Source organism: Vibrio salinus, from assembly GCF_021272385.1.
Classification (GTDB): Bacteria; Pseudomonadota; Gammaproteobacteria; order Enterobacterales; family Vibrionaceae; genus Vibrio; species Vibrio salinus.
Map to the genome: position 1 here is coordinate 740,077 of NZ_JAJSDZ010000005.1, position 24,984 is coordinate 765,060.

At 45.4% G+C, this 24,984-nt stretch carries 27 protein-coding genes; 17 read left to right on the forward strand and 10 right to left on the reverse strand.

The features are described 5' to 3' along the window. Positions 1-446: 446 nt before the first annotated feature. The 4 genes from LRQ06_RS03595 (at position 447) to LRQ06_RS03610 (ending at position 3,760) form a co-directional block, all read left to right on the forward strand. Positions 447-743 (forward strand): hypothetical protein, encoded by a 297-nt coding sequence (locus LRQ06_RS03595; RefSeq protein ID WP_232765068.1) that lies wholly within the window; start codon positions 447-449, stop codon positions 741-743. After that, a complete protein-coding gene (locus LRQ06_RS03600; protein WP_232765069.1) occupies positions 740-1,201 on the forward strand; it encodes a YaiI/YqxD family protein in 462 nt (153 codons plus the stop codon). Before LRQ06_RS03595 ends, LRQ06_RS03600 begins: the two co-directional genes overlap by 4 nt. A gap of 42 nt (positions 1,202-1,243) precedes the next feature. After that, the gene (tsaA, locus tag LRQ06_RS03605; RefSeq protein WP_232765467.1) at positions 1,244-1,939 is read left to right on the forward strand and encodes a tRNA (N6-threonylcarbamoyladenosine(37)-N6)-methyltransferase TrmO; all 696 of its coding nucleotides are present in this window, start codon (positions 1,244-1,246) and stop codon (positions 1,937-1,939) included. 102 nt (positions 1,940-2,041) lie between these two features. Next, on the forward strand, positions 2,042-3,760 hold the full coding sequence (locus LRQ06_RS03610; protein ID WP_232765070.1) for a proline--tRNA ligase: 1,719 nt from the start codon (positions 2,042-2,044) through the stop codon (positions 3,758-3,760). 67 nt (positions 3,761-3,827) lie between these two features. On the opposite strand, the gene LRQ06_RS03615 is transcribed toward LRQ06_RS03610, so the two are convergent. Further along, entirely contained in the window at positions 3,828-4,388 is a 561-nt protein-coding gene (locus LRQ06_RS03615; RefSeq protein WP_232765071.1) for a sugar O-acetyltransferase, read from the reverse strand. Positions 4,389-4,878: 490 nt separating this feature from the next. Here LRQ06_RS03615 and LRQ06_RS03620 point away from each other — a divergent pair, with 490 nt between their 5' ends. Next, positions 4,879-5,280 (forward strand): MbcA/ParS/Xre antitoxin family protein, encoded by a 402-nt coding sequence (locus LRQ06_RS03620; RefSeq protein WP_232765072.1) that lies wholly within the window; start codon positions 4,879-4,881, stop codon positions 5,278-5,280. Continuing rightward, on the forward strand, positions 5,271-5,954 hold the full coding sequence (locus LRQ06_RS03625) for an RES family NAD+ phosphorylase (RefSeq protein ID WP_232765073.1): 684 nt from the start codon (positions 5,271-5,273) through the stop codon (positions 5,952-5,954). Before LRQ06_RS03620 ends, LRQ06_RS03625 begins: the two co-directional genes overlap by 10 nt. Before the next feature lie 158 nt (positions 5,955-6,112). On the opposite strand, the gene LRQ06_RS21005 is transcribed toward LRQ06_RS03625, so the two are convergent. Beyond that, the gene (locus LRQ06_RS21005; protein ID WP_257794078.1) at positions 6,113-6,247 is read right to left on the reverse strand and encodes a hypothetical protein; all 135 of its coding nucleotides are present in this window, start codon (positions 6,245-6,247) and stop codon (positions 6,113-6,115) included. A gap of 92 nt (positions 6,248-6,339) precedes the next feature. On the opposite strand from LRQ06_RS21005, the gene LRQ06_RS03630 reads away from it, so the two are divergent. Beyond that, the gene (locus LRQ06_RS03630; RefSeq protein ID WP_232765074.1) at positions 6,340-6,600 is read left to right on the forward strand and encodes a hypothetical protein; all 261 of its coding nucleotides are present in this window, start codon (positions 6,340-6,342) and stop codon (positions 6,598-6,600) included. Positions 6,601-6,660: 60 nt separating this feature from the next. Here the strand turns inward: LRQ06_RS03630 and LRQ06_RS03635 are convergent, their stop codons facing one another. Next, positions 6,661-7,257 carry a LysE family translocator gene (locus tag LRQ06_RS03635; protein ID WP_308218818.1) on the reverse strand — a complete coding sequence of 199 codons (597 nt, stop codon included), beginning with the start codon at positions 7,255-7,257 and terminating at the stop codon, positions 6,661-6,663. Positions 7,258-7,528: 271 nt separating this feature from the next. Between LRQ06_RS03635 and LRQ06_RS03640 the strand changes: the two genes are divergently transcribed. The 7 genes from LRQ06_RS03640 to katG all read left to right on the forward strand — a co-directional run bounded on the left by LRQ06_RS03640 (position 7,529) and on the right by katG (position 12,163). After that, positions 7,529-8,089: a fused MFS/spermidine synthase gene (locus LRQ06_RS03640; RefSeq protein WP_232765076.1), complete on the forward strand. Its 561-nt coding sequence runs from the start codon at positions 7,529-7,531 to the stop codon at positions 8,087-8,089. Then, the gene (locus LRQ06_RS03645) at positions 8,086-8,988 is read left to right on the forward strand and encodes a fused MFS/spermidine synthase (protein ID WP_232765077.1); all 903 of its coding nucleotides are present in this window, start codon (positions 8,086-8,088) and stop codon (positions 8,986-8,988) included. Before LRQ06_RS03640 ends, LRQ06_RS03645 begins: the two co-directional genes overlap by 4 nt. A gap of 10 nt (positions 8,989-8,998) precedes the next feature. Next, positions 8,999-9,127 carry a hypothetical protein gene (locus LRQ06_RS21010; protein ID WP_257794079.1) on the forward strand — a complete coding sequence of 43 codons (129 nt, stop codon included), beginning with the start codon at positions 8,999-9,001 and terminating at the stop codon, positions 9,125-9,127. Positions 9,128-9,138: 11 nt separating this feature from the next. Next, positions 9,139-9,345, forward strand: coding sequence for a YaeP family protein (locus LRQ06_RS03650; protein WP_232765078.1), 207 nt, complete (start codon positions 9,139-9,141; stop codon positions 9,343-9,345). Then, positions 9,346-9,537: a DUF4250 domain-containing protein gene (locus LRQ06_RS03655; RefSeq protein WP_232765079.1), complete on the forward strand. Its 192-nt coding sequence runs from the start codon at positions 9,346-9,348 to the stop codon at positions 9,535-9,537. It abuts the gene before it with no gap. 213 nt (positions 9,538-9,750) lie between these two features. Further along, a complete protein-coding gene (locus tag LRQ06_RS03660) occupies positions 9,751-9,915 on the forward strand; it encodes a hypothetical protein (RefSeq protein WP_232765080.1) in 165 nt (54 codons plus the stop codon). A gap of 34 nt (positions 9,916-9,949) precedes the next feature. Continuing rightward, a complete protein-coding gene (gene katG / locus LRQ06_RS03665; RefSeq protein ID WP_232765081.1) occupies positions 9,950-12,163 on the forward strand; it encodes a catalase/peroxidase HPI in 2,214 nt (737 codons plus the stop codon). 79 nt (positions 12,164-12,242) lie between these two features. On the opposite strand, the gene purL is transcribed toward katG, so the two are convergent. Continuing rightward, complete coding sequence (purL, locus tag LRQ06_RS03670; RefSeq protein WP_232765082.1) at positions 12,243-16,136, reverse strand: phosphoribosylformylglycinamidine synthase; 3,894 nt, start codon at positions 16,134-16,136, stop codon at positions 12,243-12,245. Between the two features lie 301 nt (positions 16,137-16,437). Here purL and mltF point away from each other — a divergent pair, with 301 nt between their 5' ends. Further along, positions 16,438-18,009 carry a membrane-bound lytic murein transglycosylase MltF gene (gene mltF, locus LRQ06_RS03675; protein WP_232765083.1) on the forward strand — a complete coding sequence of 524 codons (1,572 nt, stop codon included), beginning with the start codon at positions 16,438-16,440 and terminating at the stop codon, positions 18,007-18,009. 423 nt (positions 18,010-18,432) lie between these two features. On the opposite strand, the gene tadA is transcribed toward mltF, so the two are convergent. After that, on the reverse strand, positions 18,433-18,909 hold the full coding sequence (tadA, locus tag LRQ06_RS03680; RefSeq protein ID WP_232765468.1) for a tRNA adenosine(34) deaminase TadA: 477 nt from the start codon (positions 18,907-18,909) through the stop codon (positions 18,433-18,435). A 67-nt stretch (positions 18,910-18,976) separates the two neighbouring features. Then, positions 18,977-19,843, reverse strand: a complete 867-nt coding sequence (locus tag LRQ06_RS03685; protein WP_232765084.1) for a LysR family transcriptional regulator — start codon at positions 19,841-19,843, stop codon at positions 18,977-18,979. Positions 19,844-19,964: 121 nt separating this feature from the next. On the opposite strand from LRQ06_RS03685, the gene LRQ06_RS03690 reads away from it, so the two are divergent. Next, positions 19,965-21,098 carry an S-(hydroxymethyl)glutathione dehydrogenase/class III alcohol dehydrogenase gene (locus tag LRQ06_RS03690; protein ID WP_232765085.1) on the forward strand — a complete coding sequence of 378 codons (1,134 nt, stop codon included), beginning with the start codon at positions 19,965-19,967 and terminating at the stop codon, positions 21,096-21,098. Between the two features lie 51 nt (positions 21,099-21,149). Next, positions 21,150-22,007 carry an S-formylglutathione hydrolase gene (fghA, locus tag LRQ06_RS03695; protein WP_232765086.1) on the forward strand — a complete coding sequence of 286 codons (858 nt, stop codon included), beginning with the start codon at positions 21,150-21,152 and terminating at the stop codon, positions 22,005-22,007. Positions 22,008-22,013: 6 nt separating this feature from the next. On the opposite strand, the gene LRQ06_RS03700 is transcribed toward fghA, so the two are convergent. From LRQ06_RS03700 to LRQ06_RS03715, 4 genes are read right to left on the reverse strand one after another with little or no spacing between them, the layout of a single operon-like run. Next, positions 22,014-22,457 (reverse strand): type IV pilus modification PilV family protein, encoded by a 444-nt coding sequence (locus LRQ06_RS03700; RefSeq protein ID WP_232765087.1) that lies wholly within the window; start codon positions 22,455-22,457, stop codon positions 22,014-22,016. After that, positions 22,447-23,736 (reverse strand): hypothetical protein, encoded by a 1,290-nt coding sequence (locus LRQ06_RS03705; protein ID WP_232765088.1) that lies wholly within the window; start codon positions 23,734-23,736, stop codon positions 22,447-22,449. Before LRQ06_RS03705 ends, LRQ06_RS03700 begins: the two co-directional genes overlap by 11 nt. 7 nt (positions 23,737-23,743) lie before the next feature. Continuing rightward, positions 23,744-24,403 (reverse strand): prepilin-type N-terminal cleavage/methylation domain-containing protein, encoded by a 660-nt coding sequence (locus tag LRQ06_RS03710; protein ID WP_232765089.1) that lies wholly within the window; start codon positions 24,401-24,403, stop codon positions 23,744-23,746. After that, positions 24,363-24,863: a GspH/FimT family pseudopilin gene (locus LRQ06_RS03715; protein WP_232765090.1), complete on the reverse strand. Its 501-nt coding sequence runs from the start codon at positions 24,861-24,863 to the stop codon at positions 24,363-24,365. Before LRQ06_RS03715 ends, LRQ06_RS03710 begins: the two co-directional genes overlap by 41 nt. Positions 24,864-24,984 lie beyond the last annotated feature (121 nt).

Here is a 24,984-nt window from a genome sequence, read left to right on the forward strand (position 1 = left end):
TCTGTCATTTTTTTATTTATTCCATTAACAATCTTCCGAGCATCGCCTTCCTGACGGTGTCCACTCATCCATGACACTGAGTCCTTGTCAGCTCTCATCACTTATTCCCTGAGCGGTTTCCCTGACATCATCCTGATGTTGTTCCAATTCTGTCTTCACTCCGGAAGACCACATCCTGTTTTTTAAAGCCGTATCCTTTCGACCTTTTCAATTTAACCTTTCTGCGTTTTAACGCAATATGGAAAGAATATTACGAATTAAAACAACACAAAGCTTGATAAACAAACTCTCAGTTTTTCATTATGTTAAATGTAAAAAAGAACAAAGATTAAACACAGCAAACTATTCATATCTCACAGCTTTTGTAAGATATTTCTCACAACCAAGGAAGCACTTTTGTTACGGCCCGTTTATGCTTAAAATAAGGGTATTTAAGAGGGCGAAGCATGTCAGCATCTGAGATAAGCAAAGAGATTGAGACTATCCTCAACCAATTGGATGGTGAAGGGAAAGAGCCCACAACCGCATTAATTAAAGCCCGACTGGCGATGCCGGTCCCTATTCCGGCTATTATTGCAGCGTTAAAAAGCTGGAAATCATCAAAACGGGTTGCGAAAGTTGAAATACAGCAAAAACCGATTCAGACACCGGAAGCACGTATTGAAGTGTTAGAAGACCAGATTTCAGATCTGTTAACCAGAGTAGCTCATCTTGAAGCACAAATAGAGAAACGAAGCAAATGAAAATATGGGTTGATGCAGACGCCTGTCCGAAACCGATCAGGGAAACCATTATAAAAGCAGCAGAACGGACCAAAATCCCCTGCACTTTTGTCGCTAACCATGTAATTCCGTTACCAAAAAGGTTGAATATTACAATGCTTCAGGTCGAAAGTGGCTTTGATGTTGCCGATAATGAAATTGCCAGACGAGTGAGAGAAAATGACTTAGTCATCACCGCAGACATTCCACTGGCCAATGATGTCATCGAAAAAAAAGCTCAGGCACTCAGTCCCAGGGGCGAGCTTTTTACCACTGAAAACATAAAATCCCGCCTGAATATCCGGGATTTTATGGATACTATGCGCTCAAGTGGTGTGCATACCGGCGGACCAGCGGCGCTTTCTCAGGCAGATAAACGAGCCTTTGCCGGACATCTTGACCGTATTCTCTCCAAGTATGGACAAAACAATAAACAATAAACCATTTACCGGAACACGGAAATATCAATGATAAACAGTAATATATACCAGATAGAACCGGTTGGGGTTATTGAAACACCATACAAAGAAAAATTTTCGGTTCCCCGGCAACCTGGTCTGGTTCCATCTGTCTCACGAATCCGATTGCAGGGAAAAGCCAATTGCAGTGAATCCATCCGGGGAATCGAACAATTCAGCCATGTCTGGCTACTTTTCCTGTTTGATCAAAACCTGAACGCAGGCTGGAAACCCACAGTCAGACCTCCGAGACTGGGTGGAAATGAACGCATCGGCGTCTTTGCATCACGCTCAACGTTCAGACCCAATGGAATTGGGATGTCTGCCGTAGAGTTAAAAGGCACTGAACAGATTGGGGAACAATTTTACCTTTTACTGGGCGGTGTGGATTTAGTCGACCAAACACCAATCGTCGATATAAAACCTTATATTCCCTATTCTGATTCGGTTGATAATGCCAATGGCGGTTATGCAAATGAGCGCCCCGAGCCACTACAACAGGTTCGGTTTTCGGATCAGGCTCAGCAGTTTTTCCGTCATATAAAGGATAGCGACCATAAACGCTCGGTTATTCATGACGTTCTCGCTCAGGATCCGAGGCCAGCCTACAAACGTAAAAAGCCAGACAATAAAGAATATGCCGTCCATTTGTTTGATTTAAACGTAAAGTTTGTTTTCAACCAACAAATAGTGACAGTAACTGCAATTGAATACTTTTGACAGATGCAAATGGCTGATATCATATGCGGCTAATTTTAAGTATTCCGTTAACGGTTCATCGCTGACGGAATGTATTAATCACTTGATGAACGGATACCATAAATGCGCACCAGTAACTATCTTCTTTCTACTCTGAAGGAGACTCCAAACGACGCAGAAATCGTGAGCCATCAGCTCATGCTTCGTGCAGGTATGATTCGTAAACTGGCTTCAGGTCTTTACACCTGGCTGCCTACGGGTCTACGTGTTCTGCGAAAAGTCGAAAATATTGTTCGTGAAGAAATCGACAATGCAGGGGCTATCGAAACATTAATGCCTGTCGTGCAACCGTTTGAATTATGGGAAGAAACCGGGCGTTCAGAAAAAATGGGCCCTGAACTACTCCGCTTTACTGATCGCCATGTGCGTCCGTTTGTTCTTAGTCCGACAGCAGAAGAAGTCATCACCAATCTTGTACGAAATGAAGTCAGTTCTTACAAACAACTTCCACTGAATCTGTTCCAGATCCAGACAAAATTCCGTGATGAAAGACGTCCTCGCTTTGGTGTTATGCGAGCTCGTGAATTTTCAATGATGGATGCATACAGTTTCGATATCGACAAAAACGGACTGCAAAAATCGTATGACATCATGCACGGTGCTTATTGTAACGCGTTTGACCGTATGGGCCTTGATTACCGTCCGGTACTTGCCGACAGTGGAGCCATCGGTGGCAGCGGTTCTCAGGAATTTCATGTGCTGGCTGAAAGTGGCGAAGATTTGATCGCATTTTCAACGGAATCCGAATATGCTGCAAACATCGAAAAAGCTGAAGCCATCGCCCCTGATACAGAACGTGCCGCGCCTACTCAGGAAATGACGCTTGTAGATACACCAAATGCAAAAACTATTGCAGAACTGGTTGATCAATTTAAGTTGCCAATTGAAAAAACGGTCAAAACGTTATTCGTTAAAGCATCTGAAGAAATAGATGCCGATATCATTGCTTTGATCATTCGTGGTGATCACGAGCTAAATGAAGTAAAAGCAGAAAATCTGAAAGAAGTAGCTGCACCGCTTGAGATGGCAACAGAAGAAGAAATCCGGGCACTGATTGGTGCAGGTCCCGGCTCTCTGGGTCCTGTTGGCCTGAAACTGCCATTTATTATTGACCGCACTGTTGCTGTAATGAGTGACTTCGGCGCCGGAGCTAACGTAGACGGAAAACACTACTTCGGCATTAACTGGGGCCGTGATGTTGAACCTGGTCAGATTGAAGATCTGCGTAACGTTGTGGAAGGTGATCCCAGCCCTTGTGGTAAAGGTACCATCATGCTGAAACGGGGCATCGAAGTTGGTCATATATTTCAGTTAGGTACTAACTACTCCGAAAAAATGAATTGTGGTGTCCTTGGCCCTGACGGTAAAAATGTCATCCTTGAAATGGGCTGTTATGGTATCGGAGTATCCCGCGTCGTAGCCGCAGCCATTGAACAAAATCATGACAAATACGGCATCATCTGGCCTGATGCGATTGCACCATTTGAAGTTGCTATCGTACCAATGAATATGCACAAATCAGAACGCGTTCAGCAAGCAGCCGGAAAACTGTATGAAGAGCTGAAAGCTCTTGGTATCGATGTTCTGTTTGATGATCGTAAAGAACGTCCGGGCGTTATGTTCTCTGATATGGAACTCATCGGTGTTCCTCACACTATCATCATTGGTGAACGCAGTCTGGACGAAGGTAACTTCGAATACAAAAACCGCCGCTCTGGTGAGAAAACGTCGGTTTCCACAACAGACATTATTAAATTTGTTCAGAGTCAGATGAGCAAATAAACATTTCTACCAGAATGAGAAGAAAAAAAAGGATGGCTCAGCCCATCCTTTTTATTGTCCCTAGTCCTTAAGTACCCTGTGCTGTATTCAGCGCTTTAATCACTTTCGCAGGCATACCACCGACAAGAGTATCTGGAGGAACATCTTTTGTTACCACAGCACCGGCAGCAACAACTGAACGAGCTCCAACCGTGACTCCCGGGCAAATTACCACCCGCCCCCCAATCCAGACGTCATCCTCAACCACAATCGGCCGGCACTGAAACTCCCATTTTTTACGCTGCGTATAGTCAAGTGAATGTGTTGGTGTATAAAACTGTGTACCGGGCCCAACCAGTACATGATGGCCAATCGTTATCGGAGCATTATCTAACATCGTTACCCCCATATTGATGTATGTTCCATCGCCAATTGAAATTGTCTTTCCGTATTCACATAAAAAAGGAGGACACACCACGCTATTCTCACCGAAATGCTTAAATAGCTCTGAAACATAAGGCTTTGCTACTTCAAACTGTCGCTGATTGATACACTGCAGCAACTCAAATGCCCGGTTCCTTAACTGAGCAAATTCCGGACTCTTTACATCGTGTTCAATACCCATCGTCATTTTTTCGAATTCAGTCATCTTCCTTCCGACAGACTTATTATGAATACTTCATTATAGTCAGTTATATCGTTATATTTTTTGAGCCATAGAACACGGCTGGAAATACAATTTATCCTCCAAACTTGCCGGGGGAATGACTAGGGTCTGTTGATCTTTGGTGATGGTTTTTGCAGCGAGTTGATGGTGATTTAGGCAAGGCGGGGCATGTGAAGTGTAGTCATCTACATGAATCATGACCCAACGCTGAATAAATCACCATCAAACGCTGCCCGAAGGGTTCATCTGAACTGGCTTTGCTCTTTGTTGCAGGCCATTTGCTTAGAATAACTAAGCTACATGCCCTGCGCCGCGATCAAAACCCGTTCAGAGTGAACAAAAATCGACCACAAAAGGTCAACAGACCCTAGTACGGCTTATAAAATACTCATGGTAAAGACAACGACATTAACATTTACAGAAGTCCGTTTTAAGACTAATATTAAATAAATATCCGCATAAGGACTTGATTATGAATTTAGCAAAAGACAATGGTTTTAGTCCTAAAGATCTGGCAATGACCGGATTTAAAACAGCCGACAAGATCCTCTCGTCCTGGGGGTGTAGTACGCAACAGAACCAGAAAATTCTTAAATTATCGAAATCGTCCTATCACAAATACAAAGCCAAACCTGAGACAACAAAACTTAGCGATGACCAGTTAGAAAGGGTCAGTTACATCCTCAATATGCATCAGGCTCTTCGGATTGTATTCAGCAACCCGGCCAATGTCCGTGGCTTTATGACCATGAAAAACCATAATGATTACTTTGCCGGCCGGACACCGGTTGAAATTATCGAGTCAGGAAAATTTGCCGACCTGTATGAAGTGGCCCGGCGGATTGACGCGCTAAGGGGCGGATTGTGGGGATAAATAACCATCCGGAAAAAAGAAAAGGATACCGGCTGATTAACACCCGATACCCCTGTATCGCTTTATTTGATGATGTCGCCACGCCGGAAGAATTTGACATTCTCTATGCCATTCAGGCCATTACCAACCCGCGGCTAAAGGAAGAAATCGGTGACCTGTCATTACTGCGTCACTCAGAGATCCCTTTTCAGTGTCAGCGGGGAAGAAGCTATGCGGTTGCGCCATTTACTCACATTAATCCCGATGGCGGACGTTTCAACGACTGCTTTTTTGGCGCCTTATATATTGCCTCAAACGATCAGACAGCAGCGGCAGAGGTAAGATACCACCAGCAAAAATACTGGTCCAAGATTGAGGGGCTAAAGTACGATCGTTTTCTGTTTCGGGGATTAATTGTCACGCATCACTCGTCCCCCACGTATATCGTTCACTCAGATAACCACGATGTCCTTAATCCTGACAGCTACGCCGTATCCCAACACCTTGCCCGGGACTTAAAGAAAAACGGATATCAGGCAATACAGTATCCATCAGTACGGACTGACGGCGGCGAATGCTGGGCTTTGCTGACCCCGGAATCCGTAGATGATATCGTGCAAACCTACCTTCTGGAAATGATTTGGGATGGCGAAAAAATCGCAGAAGTCAACCGAGTGAATAACGTCGAAACGTAGTGAGCGCTCAATTTCCCGGTTCGACGCCTATTTAAAAGTATTACACTCATGGCAAAGAACGCCTCAAACAACTCGCACAGATAACGACGTTTTCGATCATGTACGGTTAAGGCTTTTCCGTCAGTCATATTAAAAAAAGACTGGCGGATTTGGAGGTATTAAGCACATACACCTCCGGCAACCGGAACGTTTACCTCGTTCAGGATTCGGATGGCCGTAAGGTTGAACTCAGATAACTGGCCGCCCTTTTCCCCTTGTCTATTTGCTCCACCAGACCGGGTCAGAGAAGCCATTTATTTTCTCTATTAGCATAAGACATAAAAAGCAAAAGCCCCCATTCACGACTACACTGTAGTGGAATTCAACATGTCATGTGGAGAAGATTATGATAAAGCTGCTACCTTTGATTGCTTTAATTCTTTCAGCCAGTGTTATGGCTGATAAGCCTTCATGGGCAGGGAAAGGAAAACCATCTGCGGACGATTTAAAAAACAATCAGGGGCTGATGACGGGGCTAAAGTGTGAGCCGGGAGATAAAGCCTGTATAGAAGCACTGAAAAAACAGAAAGCATCGAAAAAAGAAAAGAAAAAATGGGCAAAAGAGGATAAAAAGCAATCGTTAGAAAATAAGAAAAAAGAACAGTGAATTAAAGAACGCCAACCACCATCAAACGAAAGCCGTCTGTCTTTTATTCGGGCTGAGTGATCACCCAGCTAATGAGAAAGCGGTATGACAAGCAATATACAGCAGACTAATGCCACCGAGTAGGTTGACGACTTTAGCAACGACTGAGATAGTAAACTTTCTATTCGCAACGCAGAACAGATAACAACAAAAGTAAGTCCATACCGCCATAATAGCAATGTGAATGCTTGACAAGCCAAGATAACTGTCAAGACTTTTCCCCGCGAACAAAGGCACAACAGTAACGTAAAGCACAAACGCTTTAACATTGAATACATTGAGAAAAAAGGCGTCTCTGACACCAACCAGCTTTGCTTTTAACTGCACCTCTTTTGCCGGTTTTAAGCCGGCCAGTAATAGCTTGATGCCAAGCCATCCTAAAAATGCGATACCACAAATCTGCAGGACATTGAAAACCGTATGATTTTGGACGATCAGACGGGATATCCCCATCCCCACCAATACACTGTGTACAAAAATACCAATCGCCGTACCGATGATCACTTTTAACGCGCCTTTATGACCAACGATAGCCGCATTCGACATAGCGAGGGTTAAACTGGCACCCGGCGATAACGCAATAGGAAGAATGGTCGTTGTAAATCCTTGAATATTGATGAGTCGCTCCTCAAGTCATCCTTAAATACCCTTGTTTGTGAGCGTCACAGTGTACCAATATACCATTTTTATTACAGGCAAATCGTAGCCTCAGGATACGATTTTTCTTTTCTGTCAGCAAAACAGAAATTTAGGTATAGGCTTAATAAAAGGGGTGTCTTACCGAAAGGTTTGTACACCGTCTCTTTTTTCGGATGAAGGCTTCGTTATGTATGGGTATTTGACTCACCGGCTGATTTTGCTATTAACCTTCCTCAGCGGCTTCTGCATTATGTCGGTTGAACTGCTGGGAGGCCGGATTCTGGCCCCGTATTTTGGCAGCAGTATTTATGTGTGGGGCAGTATCATTACTATTTTTATGGTGGCATTATCAGGCGGGTATCTTTTGGGAGGACGCTGGTCATTACATCGTCCCTCTTTACGAAAATTCAGTTTGCTGTATCTGGCCGGGGCGCTGACGTTGTTACCATTGGTGCTTGCCGGGCAAACCATCATGGAACACGTCTTCCTGCACCTGACCGATCCCCGTTATGGCTCTTTAGTCACCGCCATGTTGCTGTTCTTTCTGCCAACACTGATTCTGGGCATGGTGTCGCCTTATTCCGTCCGGTTGTTGGTCAGGGAGTCGAGCCATAGTGGTCAGGTTGCCGGAACGCTGTATTTTGTGTCAACGCTGGGCAGTGCGCTCGGAACGCTGGCAACGTCTTTCTATCTGGTGCTTTGGTTTGACATCAATAACATTTTACTGACGCTGATTGGATTGTTATGTCTCGGAGGTTTGCTGGCATATGTGAGTGATAAACCTGACGTGGTTGCCGAGGTGCAGTCATGAAAATAATCCAACAATGGTGGTTTCTTATCGGGTTAGGTGTTTTTATCACCATGGGGTCTGCTCTGGCCGGCAATCCGATCATTTATCAGCAAAAATCGCTTTATCAGAATATTTCCGTGGTGGAAAACAATGGGATACGTTGCCTGGTTTTCGCTGCAGTGAAAGGAAGAGAGCGCTTTCAAACCTGCCAGCCCTCTGATCAGAACAATCCTCATTTATCTCTGCTCTATACCCGGATGTCTTTCGCCGGATTACTGTTGCAGCCGAATCCCGCCCGGGTGTTGGTCGTTGGTTTGGGTGGGGGCGTGATTCCGGTGGTAATGAATCAGTTATATCCAGAGGCGCAGATTGATATCGTCGAACTGGATCCGGCCGTGGTTCAGGTGGCAAAGGACTACTTCCACTTTCGTGAAGACGAACAAATGTCCGTGATTATTTCCGATGCGCGGGTATTCATCAAACGGTCAGTCCTGAAGCAGCAGCATTATGATTATATTATTCTGGATGCGTTTAATGGCGATTATATTCCGGAGCATTTAATGACCCGGGAGTTTCTTCAGGAAGTGAAACAACTGATGACCGCAAATGGGGTTTTAGTCGCGAATACGTTTTCCACCAGCCGGCTTTATGATCATGAATCGGTGACTTATCAACACGTCTTTGGCCCTTTTTTTAATTTTAGAATTCCCCATGAATCCGGAAACCGGGTGATTGTCATAAGCCGGAAGCTGCCTTCTATCATTAAGCTTCGCTATCAGGCTCAGCAGCTTTCCGACGCGTTGAAACCTTACGGTATTGACGTGAAACGATATCCGCAGTTGATGTCTCTGAAGACGGACTGGGATACTTCGGTCCGTCAACTGACCGATCAGTATTCACCGGCAAATTTGTTGCGGTAGCTTTATCCGGATGAAATCTCTTCAGGCGTATTTAACGGACGACTGGATTCAGTCCGTTCTGGCTTTGCGGGCAAATAAAGCAATGGTTTTTGTTTTTCTCTATCCCTCCGTGTATATTGAGAGCAGTTATCATTTGTAAGGTTTAATTTCATGAAAGTATACGATTGCTGTGATTTAATTCGTGAACTTTATTCGCAAATCGGCAGTGGCGATCAGGGGTACATTCCCCAGGCTATTCACTGCGCGTTAAACGCGCTGAACGACATTGCTTCAGACACCAGCCTGCCACAACCCACCCGGGAAAAAGCGGCCTTTGCCGCCGCCAATTTGCTCATTTCAGACTTCGAGGATGAATAAATGAATTTAGCGAATTATGAAAATATGGATCCGATTTTATTGTTCAGTTTGATCAACACCAAACTGCGGGACGATTTTGATGGCGACCTGGATAAACTGGTGTCCGTCCATGACATTAATAAAGACAAATTAATCGCGAAACTGGCTTCAGCCGGATTCGATTTTTTACCGGAAGTCGGCCAGTTCCGGTAACCCTATCATCACGATAAAAAGGGCTGCCTGCCCTTTTTCTTTTCCTTCCTAACACCTGTTTTTATTGATAGCCGGTGGTCCGCTTTTATACGCGTCTTTCCCCTGACAGTTAAAAGGATTTGTCTATTGGTAAAATAGATGAAAGCAATTCTTCAAATAGCCTTTTCTTCCCTATACTTACTACTATCCTAAAAAGACGAGTTTGGAAAAGCAATGTCTGACGAAGAAAGAAAACAAAACGAACCGGTATCTGCCGTATCTGCCAGTGACAGCAGCGTCATTTCCACAAACGATTCATTTGTTTCGCAGCAATGTCGTTTTGTCACTTCTCTGGCCGAAGATTACGAAGCCACATTCTGGAATATCTTTATTGATTAACGGATAACACATACACGTGAAGCAGGAGACTGTAATGGATAACAACAAAAACAGCCATGGCGGAAAATGTCCGGTCATGCACGGAAGTAACACTCGTTTAAAAAGTGAAGCCACCACCAACAATGACTGGTGGCCGAATCAGCTAAACCTGAAAATTCTCCATCAAAATGATAAGAAATCCAATCCGATGGGCGAAGACTTTGATTATTCGTCGGCTTTCTCTACACTGGATCTGAAACAGGTTAAAAAAGACATTGAGGCCGTGTTAACGGACTCAAAATCCTGGTGGCCGGCGGATTACGGTCACTATGGCCCATTTATGATCCGGATGGCCTGGCACTCAGCCGGTACTTACCGGACCGGCGACGGACGTGGGGGCGGTTCAACCGGGAATCAGCGCTTTGCACCACTAAACAGCTGGCCGGATAATGGCAACCTGGACAAAGCCCGCCGTTTGTTGTGGCCGGTCAAAAAGAAATACGGTAACAGCCTGTCCTGGGCCGATCTGTTCATTCTGACCGGAAACGTGGCCTATGAATCGATGGGACTGAAAACGTTTGGATTCGGTGGTGGCCGTGAAGATATCTGGGAACCGGAAGAAGATATTTACTGGGGTGCCGAAGATACCTGGCTGGGCAACAAAAACCGCTATACCGGTGACCGGGATCTGGAAAATCCGTTGGCGGCCACTCAGATGGGATTAATCTATGTCAACCCGGAAGGGCCCGATGGCGAACTCAATCCGCTTGGCACCGCTAAAGACCTACGGGATACTTTCGGCCGGATGGGAATGGACGATTATGAAACGGCGGCACTGACAATTGGTGGTCACACCGTCGGTAAAACTCACGGGGCCGGGGATGCCAGCTTAGTGGGGCCGGATCCGGAAGCTGCGCCACTGGAAGAAATGGGGCTGGGCTGGAAAAGCGCTTATGGCAGCGGACAAGGCCGGGACACCATTACCAGTGGGGTTGAAGGCGCATGGACACCGACACCAACGGTCTGGGACTACTCTTATCTTGATGTATTATTTAAATATGACTGGGAACCAACCAAAAGTCCGGCTGGGGCAAACCAGTGGAAACCGGTAGGACTTGCCGATGCCGATCGCGCTCCGGACGCAGAAGATGATGCGATTCGGGTAGGAATTATGATGACGGATGCGGACATGGCAATGAAAGAAGATCCGGGATTCCGTAAAATTGCCCTGCATTTTAAAGATAACCCGGAAGAGTTCGATGATGCGTTTGCCAGAGCCTGGTTCAAACTGACCCACCGGGATATGGGACCTAAAGTTCGCTATCTGGGTTTGGAAGTACCAGATGAAGACCTAATCTGGCAAGACCCGATTCCGGCAGTGGATCATGCACTGGTCACCCAGCATGATATCGCCCGGTTAAAAGAGACCATTCTCGAATCCGATTTACTGGTCTCTGAGCTGGTTTATACGGCCTGGTCATCAGCAGCGACGTTCCGAGGTTCGGATAAGCGCGGAGGCGCTAACGGAGCCCGCATTCGATTCGCGCCGCAAAAAGACTGGCAGGTCAATCAACCGGCACAGTTACAGAAAGTCTTGTCGGTTTACGAACAGATAAGGGATGACTTCAACCAAAAACAAACCGGCAATAAAAAAATCTCCCTGGCCGACCTGATTGTTCTTGGTGGTTCTGCCGGGATTGAACAGGCCGCACGGACCGCCGGAAAAAACATCACGGTACCTTTCCATCCGGGCAGAATGGATGCCTATGAAAATGAGACCGATGTAGAATCATTTCAGGTTCTGGAACCACAAGCCGATGGGTTCCGAAATTATCTGAAAACGGCCTTCACGGTACCGGCGGAAGAAATGCTATTGGATAAAGCACAGTTACTGACGCTGACGGCACCGGAAATGACCGTTTTAATTGGCGGGATGAGAGTCATGGATGCCAATTACGAACAGTCTCAACACGGCGTTCTCACTCATCGTCCGGGCGTACTGAGCAATGATTTCTTTGTGAATCTGACAGACATGGGTACCGAATGGCGTCCAACGTCAAAAGAAGCTGACACGTTCGCAGGATACGATCGCGAGACTGGCGATAAAAAATGGACAGCAACACGGGTTGATCTGGTGTTCGGTTCCAATTCCCAGCTCAGAGCGCTAGCGGAAGTCTACGCCGGTGATGATGCAGAAGATAAATTTATCACTGACTTCATTCAAGCCTGGGTGAAAGTCATGGACGCTGACCGTTTTGATTTAAAATAGTCACACCCATCAATAAACCAATCTCAATGAAAAAGGGCTGAAAAATCAGCCCTTTTGTTTTTTATATCCGTCGAAAAGATTAACCGATATTCTTACGTGCGTTCTGGAAAATACGCATCCAGGCACCGTTTTCACCCCATGAATCAGGGTGCCATGAGTTCGCTACGGTCCGGAATACACGCTCTGGGTGAGGCATCATAATCGTGACACGTCCGTCTTTGCTGGTTAAACCGGTGATCGCATTTGGTGAACCGTTCGGGTTATTTGGATATTGCTGAGTCGGATGGCCAAAGTTATCAACGTAACGCACCGCAACCGTACCCGATTGTTCAATCGCTTCCAGATGTGCTGTATCACGAACTTCAACACGACCTTCGCCGTGAGAGACCGCAATTGGCATACGGGAGCCGGCCATTCCATCAAAGAAGACAGAATCCGATTTTTGCACTTCAACCAGACTGAAACGGGCTTCAAAACGCTCAGATTCATTGCGTACGAAACGCGGCCATAAGTCAGATCCAGGAATCAGATCACGCAGGTTGGATAACATCTGACAACCATTACACACCCCAAGCGCAAACGTGTCTTTACGTTTAAAGAAGCCTTCAAACAGATCCCGGGCCTGATTATTAAACAGAATCGATTTAGCCCAGCCTTCACCGGCACCCAGTACGTCACCATAAGAGAAGCCGCCACAGGCAACCAGACCTTGATAAGCATTCAGTGCTACCTGACCGGTCAGGATATCGCTCATGTGAATGTCCACGGCATCAAAACCGGCACGGTCAAAAGCCGCTCCCATTTCAACGTGAGAGTTCACGCCCTGCTCACGAAGAATCGCCATTTTAGGACGAACACCGGTTGCAATAAACGGTGCTGCAACGTCTTCTTTTACATCGAAGCTTAAATTCACATTCAGACCGGGATCGGCATCGTTTTTCTTCGCTTCAAATTCCTGATTTGCACACGCCGGATTATCACGAAGTGCCTGCATTTTCTGAGTAGTTTCAGCCCAGATAGTACGTAATTCGGTACGGGAGCGGTTTACCACCGTTTCACCGCCGAGCCTTATTGCAATTGTATCATTTGCTTCAACCGAACCGATTACATGTGAGCAGGCTTTCAGACCATGTTCTGCCAGTTTAGCCAGAACCGCATCAAGATCATCATTTTTAACCTGAACCACTGCCCCCAACTCTTCGTTGAACAGCACCGCCAGCGCATCAGAACCCAGTTTGTCCAGCTCAACCTTCACACCGCAATGACCGGCAAACGCCATTTCCGCCAGCGTGACAAACAGACCACCATCGCCTTTATCGTGGTAAGCCACCAGTTTATCGTCACGAACCAGTGACTGTGTGGCATTAAAGAAGCCTTTTAATAACTCAGGGCTATCTACATCCGCAGGTTTATCCCCCAACTGTTTATACACCTGAGCCAGTGCGGTCGCCCCCATACGGTTCTGACCCTGACCTAAATCGATCGCAATCAGACTGGTTGCCCCTTTATCGGTACGAAGCTGAGGCGTCACCGTTTTACGAATGTCTTCAACACGGGCAAACGCCGTAATGATCAGAGACAGTGGAGATGTCACCTCTTTCTGCTCACCGTTTTCTTCCCATTTGGTTTTCATCGACATGGAGTCTTTACCAACCGGTATTGTCAAACCCAGTGCCGGACATAATTCTTCACCAATCGCTTTAACAGCTTCATACAGACCGGCATCTTCACCCGGGTGACCGGCCGGAGACATCCAGTTAGCAGACAGTTTAATGTGGTTTAACGCACCGATATCCGTGGATGCAATGTTTGTCAGCGACTCAGCAACAGCTAAACGGGCAGAAGCACCGAAATCCAACAGAGCAACCGGAGTACGCTCGCCCATCGACATGGCTTCACCGTGGTAAGTATCAAAACTTGCCGCGGTGACCGCACAGTTTGCAACAGGCACCTGCCATGGACCTACCATCTGATCGCGGGCAACCAGACCGGTTACGCTACGATCACCGATAGTGATAAGGAACGTTTTTTCAGCAACAGCCGGAAGACGTAAAACGCGATCTACCGCATCATTAATTTCAATGTCATCACGAGTAATCGCTTTACCTTCCACTTTTAACGTCGTGGCATCACGAGACATCTTAGGCGGTTTACCCAACAGAATGTCCATCGGCATATCAATCGGTGTATTACCGAAGTGAGAATCGTCCAGTGTCAGATGACGTTCTTCTGTCGCTTCCCCGACTACCGCATAAGGAGCGCGCTCACGTTGACAGATGGCATCAAACGTCGGCATGTTTTCATGTGAGACAGCAAGTACATAGCGCTCCTGAGATTCGTTACACCAGATCGCTAACGGACTCATTCCCGGCTCATCATTTGGCACGTCACGCAGTTGGAATTTACCACCACGGTCACCGTCATTAACCAATTCAGGAAGCGCGTTTGAAATACCGCCAGCGCCCACATCGTGAATAAATGCGATTGGGTTATCTTCACCAAGCTGCCAGCAACGGTCGATAACTTCCTGACAACGGCGTTCCATTTCCGGGTTTTCACGCTGTACAGAGGCAAAATCCAGATCTTCAGAAGACTGACCGGACGCCATGGATGAGGCTGCACCACCACCCAGACCGATGTTCATCGCCGGACCACCTAAAACGATCAGACTCGCACCAACCGGAATCTCTTTTTTCTCTACGTGTTCTTCACGGATGTTACCCATACCACCGGCAATCATAATTGGCTTGTGGTAACCACGGATTTCTTCACCTGCGTGAGACGTTACTTTTTCTTCGTAAGTACGGAAGTAACCCAGCAGGTTAGGACGACCGAATTCGTTATTGAATGCTGCGCCACCTAATGGGCCTTCAATCATAATGTCTAATGCATTAACGATACGACCTGGTTTGCCAAAATCAGTTTCCCATGGCTGTTCAAAACCAGGAATACGAAGGTTAGAAACAGTAAAACCAACTAAACCAGCTTTAGGCTTGCCACCGATACCTGTTGCGCCTTCATCACGGATTTCACCGCCACTACCGGTTGATGCCCCCGGCCATGGAGAAATCGCCGTCGGGTGGTTGTGGGTTTCCACCTTCATCAGGATGTGTGCATTTTCATGATGGTAGTTATATTGACGGGTTTGCGGATCCGCAAAGAAACGTCCGACTTTTGAACCGGTCATCACGGCCGCGTTGTCTTTGTAGGCAGACAACACATAATCAGAGTTATTCTCGTAGGTATTTTTAATCATCTTAAACAGAGATTTCTCTTGTTTAACACCATCAATGGTCCAGTCAGCATTAAAGATTTTATGACGGCAATGCTCAGAGTTCGCCTGAGCAAACATCATCAACTCGATATCGTTCGGGTTACGTCCCAGCTTAGTGAAGTTCTCCACCAGATAATCAATTTCATCGTCTGCCAACGCAAGACCAAGAGAAATATTCGCTTCCTCAAGCGCCTGACGACCACCAGATAAAATATCCACCTGAATCAACGGCGCAGGCTCAGCAACAGAGAATAACGCATCCGCCGATTCAAAATCATTAAAGACCACTTCCATCATCCGGTCATGGATCAGTCCTTTAAGCTCTGAGACCTGCTCGTCCGTCAGCTCTGCAGTGGTTTCAATATAGTAAGCAGTTCCACGTTCCAGACGCTTAACTTTTTCCAGACCACAGTTACGGGCAATGTCAGTAGACTTAGAAGACCATGGAGAAATCGTTCCGGGACGAGGCGTCACCAGGAATAGAAGACCTTCCGGCTGATGCTCTTCAATCGTAGGCCCGTAAGTCAGTAGTTTTTCTAACTTATCAAGTTCCTGGGCATCAAGCTCGGCAGTGAGGTTAGCGAAGTGCATGAATTCGGCATAAATACCGCTTACCGGAAGATTTAGCTCGCGACATTGATCAAGAAGTTTATTAACTCGAAACTCAGAAAGAGCTGGGGAACCGCGCAAAATTCTCATGTGCTTAGGTCTCTATTTGCTGTTAATTAAGGTAGTATTGGAATAAATTCAGTCAGTTAAGATAATTATCTGGAAATTCATACCAATCTTACCTTCTCTATGCTGGCGCATTATAAAGGAATTACTTTTGTGATGTAACACCCAACGCAACCGTTTGCGTCATTTTTTTTATTTATTTTGAAATTTGCCCAATTAAGACTCTTAGTTGTATCATCCTAATTGAAATCCACACAGTTAAATTGTTGCGCTTAATTGATCCTTTGTTATAAAGATGATTATGTAAGCCAGAGATTACTCATAAATGACATTATTTAAATATCGCCATTTTCTAAAGAGTCTCCTCGTTATTTGTTTCATCTTTACCCTGTCAGGTTGTCAGATTGATTCAAAACCACAAAGTGACTTAGCTAAAATTCGTGAACGCGGTGTCCTGAGAGTTGGCGTGGTTAACAATCAACTATCGTATTTTATCGGACCGGACGGACCTTCAGGAATCGATTATGAACTCGCCAGAGAATTCGCTAATGAACTGGGAGTAAAACTGGAAATTAAACCCGTATTCCGGGTCTCTTCGCTGTTTCCGGCCCTGCAGAAAAGTGAAATTGACATTGTGGCTGCCGGGCAGACTCAAACTCTATCCCGGATCAAAAAGTTCAGAGCCGGCCCGGCTTATTACTACGTCAGTCAGCAGTTGATTTATAAACAGGGACGCTGGAAACCTCACAATATCAAACAAATTGTCGCTCATCAGAAATCACTTCAGGAAGAATATCCTGATGAGTCTGTTTTTGCCATTGTCGGTGACGAGCATCTGATGCAAACACTGGCAAAACAAAAAAAGACACACCCGAAACTCGAATATCAGATCAGAAAAAATGCAGACATCAACGATCTGCTTAAACAAATTTCCGAAGGGAAACTGATGTTTACTCTGGCAGATTCAGTTGAAGTGTCATTAGCTCAGCGTATTTACCCTGATCTCGCTTTAGCATTCGAATTAACAGAAGATCAGCCAATTTCCTGGTACATCCGCCGTTCGGACGACGAAAGCCTGTATGCACTGATGATTGAGTTTTTTGGCGATCAGAAACAGTCAGGTCGTTTAGCCTCATTAGATGAAAAGTACATCGGGCATGTCAGAACCTTTGACTACGTAGACACACGGGCTTTTATCCGGGCACTGGATACCAAACTACCAAAATGGACACCTATTTTTCAGGAATATTCTGACGAATTTGACTGGCGTCTGATTGCTGCACTTTCCTATCAGGAATCTCACTGGAACCCCAGAGCCATTTCTCCAACCGGGGTCAGAGGAATGATGATGCTAACATTACCGACCGCAAGGAGTGTCAAAGTCAGAAACCGGCTGGATCCGAGGCAATCTGTCAGAGGCGGTGTCGAGTACTTGCGCCGGATGATTGCACGAATACCTGAATCCATCCCGGAACATGAAAGAATCTGGTTTGCTCTGGCATCTTATAACATGGGATATGGTCATATGATGGATGCAAGGCGGCTTACAAAATCTCAGGGCGGCGATCCGGATTCGTGGAGTGATGTCCGGGAACGGTTACCTCTGTTACAACGGCAAAAATATTATCGCCGGACCCGCTATGGATATGCCAGGGGAAGTCAGGCAAAAGCCTATGTTGAGAATATCAGGCAGTACTATCAAAGTATCATTGGTCATGTAGAACAACAAGATACCTCAGATAACGATCTAGATATCAATAGCTTAAAAGTAATCAAAGCAACATCTTTTGAGCAACAAAATAACAGGGAGAGCCAGGAAATTGGTGATAAAATAGAAACGGAATTAAAAATCAAAGATCAACCGGATAAAACAAACAACATTGATGAGAAAAAATAAGGCAGAATAATGCCTGAAAGTCTTGATTTTTCCAACTAAACCCCCAATAGTAAGCAGTGGCGGTTAGAGATTTAACCGCCACGATACAGTCACAATGTATCAAAACATCATTATCCACCCTGACTAAAATACAGGGAGACAATAATCAAATACAATAATGAATACGAAAAGGGGGTTGTTTTATGCTAAGAAGACGTAAACAATCAAACAATCTGTGGAAAAATACGGCCGCATTTCGTCGCAAACGCAGATTAATAAACAGCAAACAGAAAATTTTTACCCGTCACAGAACCTTTGTGCAACTTTCCGCAGCAGAAAAATAATCTTGTCACCTGCCAGACTTTCAACCTGACGTCGTCTTCCCAAAATCTGCTATCCATTAAACTCTGGCAGTAAATATACAGATACCGGAGACGACTAAAATCAGTCTGTTTTTTTTAATGCTTTCTTCTGTTCTTTAATCTCTTTACGGCGTCGTTTAAAAAAACGTTGCAGCTGTTCCCTGCACTCCTCTTCCAGTAATCCGGCTTCAATGTTTGCGTAATGATAGGCTGCATCACTACTGAACAGATTCAAAACCGTACCTGCCGCACCGGCCTTTAGATCCGGTGCGCCATAAACAATTCTTTTAACCCGGCTGTGTAGCAAAGCCCCTGCACACATCGGACAGGGCTCCAGAGTGACAAACAATGTTGTGTCTGTCAGGCGGTAGTTCCTCAGTTCGGTACCCGCTTTCCGGATAACTTCAATCTCAGCATGAGCCGTTGCATCGTGAGAACCAATCGATGTATTGTGTCCTTCGGCAATAATCTTTCCATCTTTAACCAGCACTGCACCAACGGGGACTTCGCCTTCTTTTTCAGCCAGCGATGCCAGTTCCATTGCCCGTCTCATAAACATCTCATCCTGAGCAGAAAACACTACCTCTTCGTTCACAACCAATCTCCATTCATTTCTGAGACACGCATTATAATGATTCAGACAAATAATCGACTAATAATCTTACTTTCATCGATAAATGCCGGTTTTGAGGATACAGTGCCCATACCCCTTCCCGGTTATCCCGGTAATGGGTCAGTACTTCGGTCAGCTCTCCGGATTGAAGGTAATCTTTAACATAATAATCCGGTAACTGGGCTATTCCCATACCTTTAAGTATTGCATCGAGTAAAACAATGCCACTGTTACAACGAACCCGACCATGAATACCCATACTTTTGGCATGCTGATCATCTTTGAAACGCCAGTGATCATATGTTCCCACCAGACACTGATGCCTGCTCAGTTCAGATAGCGTATGCGGCACTCCATACTGCTCAAAATATTCCGGTGTTCCGCACACATGCAAAACCCTTGGTCTGAGCTTTCTGGCAACAAAACTGGAGTCATTCAATTGTCCCAGCCGTATTGCCAGATCAATGCCCTGCTCAACCATATCCAGCCTTTTATTTGTCAAAATAAGTTCAAGCTCAAGGTGAGGGTATTGCTGTAAAAAATCATGCAGACATGGTGCTATCATTCTTTCACCATAGGTAACAGGTGCCGTAACTTTCAGCTTCCCGCTTGGTAATGCCTGCATTTGTGTTACCGCCAGATCGGCCTGTTCCAGACCGTCCAGCAACTGCTTACACTGAGAATAATAAAGATGCCCGGCTTCGGTTAATGACACTTTACGGGTTGTCCGAATTAACAGTTTAACCGCAAGACGCTCTTCCAGCGCGGTCACTCTCCGGCTGACATTCGCAACCGATGTGCTGAGTTTCTGTGCCGCTTTGGTAAAACTTGCCGTATCAGCGACAGCGACAAATTCACTGATCCCTTCCCAGTTTGCCATTTTGATTATTACATTATTGTAAAAGTAATTCTTATTATGCCCTGATTATAAAAATAATGAACCTATCTATACTAAAAACTCAGCCAAACTAATAACCACCCATTACTTCAAGAGGAAGCACATGTCTGAAGCTAAATTTATTAAATCGAAAGCCGCCGTCGCCTGGGGACCGAAGCAACCACTAAAAATCGAAGAAGTGGATGTTATGCTGCCTAAAGCCGGTGAAGTTCTGATCCGGATAGTGGCCTCAGGTGTCTGCCACACCGATGCATTTACCTTATCCGGTGACGATCCGGAAGGCGTCTTCCCGGCGATCTTAGGACACGAAGGTGGCGGCATCGTTCAAATGGTCGGAGAAGGCGTCACCAGTGTTGAGGTTGGTGACCACGTCATCCCCCTCTACACGGCAGAATGTGGCGAATGCAAATTCTGTAAATCCGGAAAAACCAACTTATGCAGCGCGGTCCGGGAAACTCAGGGCAAAGGATTAATGCCTGACGGTACCACCCGCTTCTATAAAGATGGTGAACCGATTTATCATTATATGGGATGCTCAACCTTTTCCGAGTATACGGTGTTACCGGAAATTTCCCTGGCAAAAGTAAATCAGGAAGCCCCACTGGAAGAAGTTTGCCTGCTTGGGTGTGGCGTTACCACTGGTATGGGGGCCGTTTTAAATACAGCCAAAGTTCAGCAAGGTGATTCTGTTGCAATTTTCGGGCTGGGCGGGATCGGATTGTCTGCCATTATTGGTGCGAAAATGGCCGGTGCCAGCCGGATCATCGGCATTGATATTAATGAAAAGAAATTTGAACTGGCAAAAAAACTTGGCGCTACCGACTGCATTAACCCTCAACACTTTGATAAAGCCATTCAGGACGTCATCATCGAGATGACAGACGGAGGTGTTGACTATTCTTTCGAGTGTATAGGTAATGTCAACGTAATGAGACAGGCGCTGGAATGTTGCCATAAAGGCTGGGGAGAATCCGTTATCATCGGTGTCGCAGGTGCCGGGCAGGAAATTTCTACAAGACCATTTCAACTGGTAACCGGCCGGGTCTGGAGGGGCAGTGCTTTTGGCGGAGTAAAAGGCCGCTCTCAACTTCCCGGTATCGTCGAGCAATACCTTAATGGTGAATTCGGCTTACAGGACTTTATTACTCACACCATGCCACTGGAAGACATTAATACAGCCTTTGAGCTGATGCATTCCGGTGAGAGTATCCGTTCCGTCATTCACTTCGCCGACTAATCCCCCGTTTTTACGTGCCTTCTTTTATGAAGGCACAATAAGGAGATTTCCATGCTTGAAAACATCAATCAGAATAAAGTTTTTGGTGGCTGGCATAAACAGTATACCCATGAATCAAAAACACTTAACTGCACCATGCAGTTTGCTGTATACATTCCTGAAAACATTTGTGCTAATAATCCGGCCCCCGTGTTGTACTGGCTCTCAGGCCTCACCTGCACAGATGAAAACTTTATGCAAAAAGCCGGAGCATTCAAAAAAGCATCGGAACTTGGCATGATTATTGTCGCTCCGGATACCAGTCCAAGAGGTGCACTGGTTCCGGATGATCCTCAAGGCAGTTATGACCTGGGGCTTGGAGCCGGTTTTTACCTTAACGCCACTCAGAAACCATGGGTAACCCATTATCAGATGTACGACTACATCGTGCATGAACTCCCGGGAATCGTTAAAGAGTTCTTCCCGGTTAACGGACAACGATCTATTGCCGGGCACAGCATGGGAGGGCATGGTGCGCTGACTATCGGGATCAGAAATCCAGATAAATATACCTCAATTTCAGCATTCAGCCCTATCAGCCATCCGATGATATGTCCCTGGGGGGTAAAAGCATTCACCGCGTACCTCGGAGAAGACCGGCACGACTGGAAACAATACGATGCAACTGAATTACTGTCTTCTAACGGCTGCTCTTTGCCAATTCTTATCGATCAGGGAGAAGCCGACAATTTTCTACAGGAACAACTCAGACCACAAGACCTTCAGGAAGCGGCACTTCAGAGCAAGACAAACTTACATTTAAGGATGCATCCGGGCTATAACCACAGCTACTATTTTATACAGAGCTTTATTGAAGAACATTTAGAATTTCATGCCAGATACCTTAAAAAAGCACTTCAGGATAATTGAAAACCCTTAATTACCTGAAAAAAGATTATGGCGGGAAAAGGCGCTTTTCAGCTGAATTTCCTGCTCTTTCCCTTGCTCACCAGAAGAAACCATCTGATTTCCCCAACGGACAGTAACAACAACTTTTTTAACGAGTACAGATCCGTCATCTGATGTATCAAGCGGACTGACAGTTACCGAAATTTGGTAATCTCCTTTTTTTTCAGAAAAACCAACAATATCATCAAACGAGTGACAGGAATTCAGTTGATGAGAAGCCTCATATGCACCGCAATATTGCCAGTAACGCAACGTCTCTTCGGCAATGGTCATGGCTATCTCAGCCTGATGTATTTTACCGGTATGAAACAGTGTCTTGCTGATCATGCCGACCATCCCCAAACAGGTCACCGAAATAAGAGTTAAGCAGATTACGACTTCAAGCAGTGATAGCCCCTTCTCATTTTTCATCCCATGAGCCCCCGGCACGTTCAACAGGCCGGACCACAGACAACGCTTCCGTTATCAGATCCTTCTGGATAGCAAAATAACGGCTCTTAATCAGAGAATAAAAATGTTCGCCAATCAATATCAAACCGCCTTCCGGATAAAACAGACCACTCTGATAGTAAGCCAGTGAATCTAATGACAGTGTCTTTTTAAGGGACGGAAAAGGTTGATGGCTGATATCGTCCATAATATGAGAAACATTTCCTACCCGCGACCACTGCGACGCATAATCTACACTCTCACCCGTTATCATCTGTATAATAAGAGCATGAAGACTGATATCTGCATGAATAGAAAGTATTCCGTTCTGTACAACGATGATGACTCCACCATGTTTAAAAGCAGAATCTATGGCCGAATTAATCCTTGAAATACCGTCATCATTAAGCTCACACCCACCATACACCCAGATAATTCGCTTCCCTTTCTGTAACTGACGGTCAATGCCACCCTCACAGGATGGGTTAAATTCAGCCGGTGGAAGCCTGCTTTCCTCAGAATACACAAGGGTCCCGTCAAAGCTGTTTTCAAAGCGGACTGGCACATGACCAATCAGAGAATCTGACATTAATGAAAACCAGTCTCCGGCACTGATATGCCATAAATCAAAGAAAGGATCTAAAATGGGCAATTTACGAAAATCCGCTTTGGCCGCAGAAGGATTTACCGAAACACTGTAATGACGATTATCACAACGGGCTCCCTGTTTCATAAATCCCCAATAAGGCATTAATGGAGACAAATATGGGTGAGATGAAGATAATGACTGTGCATAAAGCTGACGGCTGTACAGTATTGACGAACACTCCCATCGTCCTTTAGACGTTGATTTTCCGGGGTCCGGGCTGATGGAAACGTCTCTGAGAAACACTAAATTCATCGTACTTTTAATGACACCGGCTCTATCCGCCTCCGGCAGCTTAAGCGAAAATGATACCTCTGATTTTTTTTCCTTAACCGTCACATCACGCTTCATACCGTGAGTGACTTCAAGGTAAACGCCTTCATCATCCAGACAATGAGAAAATGACGTACTGAATGGGAGCTGAATGATTTTTTCTGCCACGCAATCACTGATGCCTTTTAGATTCCATTCCCGGATAATATTATTTATTCTGCCCTGAGAAATATGTTGAGACTGAATCAAAGTCCTGAAAACTGATAAAGCCAAAACAGATACAACACCAATCAATAATGTTGTCATCATCACGGACACCGCTCCGCGGACTTTTTTCATCATCACAGCCTTACCGCCAATTTCTTAGTGGCTGCTGTATTACCTGACTCCATATGAGTTCCGGATGCATCACTGACGACGCAGAAAGGGTTAAATTCAGCACATCCAATACAGGTACATCGGCGCTGTTCTTCAACACCGTTATCTGTGCATCAAAACGGCCGATAGTGATGCTACGACTATCAAACACCGGATAACAGGGCGCCATTTGAGTCGAAGCAAGAGCCTCATTCAGACTGACCGGTTGAGAAGTAACTTTTTCGCACAGGACCAGCTGATTCTTCTTTTTCTGATAGGCTATGGTCTGATACTCACTTCCCTCTTTATTTTTAAGATACGTAAACGCCAGAGAATGATGATCAGGACTAACCGAAAGAATGGTTTCGCACCCGGCAAGCCGGGCACTTTGTCCCTTTTGTCCGTTATACCCGGCCTTATGTAATTCCTGTCTTAATATGTGTGACGCAACTGACATTTGCTGCCAGAAAGCATAATGCTCATTAACCGCTCTGTGTTGAAAAAGTGCTGTTGTTGCCAGTTTCATCCCTCCTAACAGCAACAGGGACGTTAATGCTAACGAAATCATTGCCTCAATCAGAGTAAAACCATGTTGATTACATCCACTCAGGCTAGCATTCCGGCCATTCATTTCCGTTTGCTCCTTCTGCACAAATTCGAATCCTTGCCGAACCATAAAATGTTACGATGTTCAGCCTGAATAAAAGTGATGAACGGCTTTGAATCGTAATATGCCCACTGGATACTTTTCCACGTGAATCAAAAAACATCATTTTATTATCCAGATAAGCTCCGGTAACGATCAGATCAGGATAAGATGAGTAGCTAATAACACTTAGTGTATGACCGGCGACTGTATTACCGGAATCCGATAAAATCAGCTTCCAGCCAGACTCATTATTTCCATTGTCAATCCATAGCCAGAATGGTTGTTTCTGACTGACTGACAACGCTTTAGCATGTTGAATCAACTGATAAATCTCATTTGCACATGAGCGAACTTCGATATTATCCTTAAGGCGGGTCATATCCGGCAGTGCCAGCATAAAACCAATTCCGAGAAGCGCAGTGGTAATGCACAACTCAATTAACGTAAATCCCGATTTAGACATAAACTGAATCATTTATCCGGTGGGTTCGGATAAAGAATATCAGTTCTCCCAATCGTTAAGGAGCATTGATTAAATGAAGAACAGCTTAATATCAGTTCCCGGAAATCTCTCAATTTCAAAG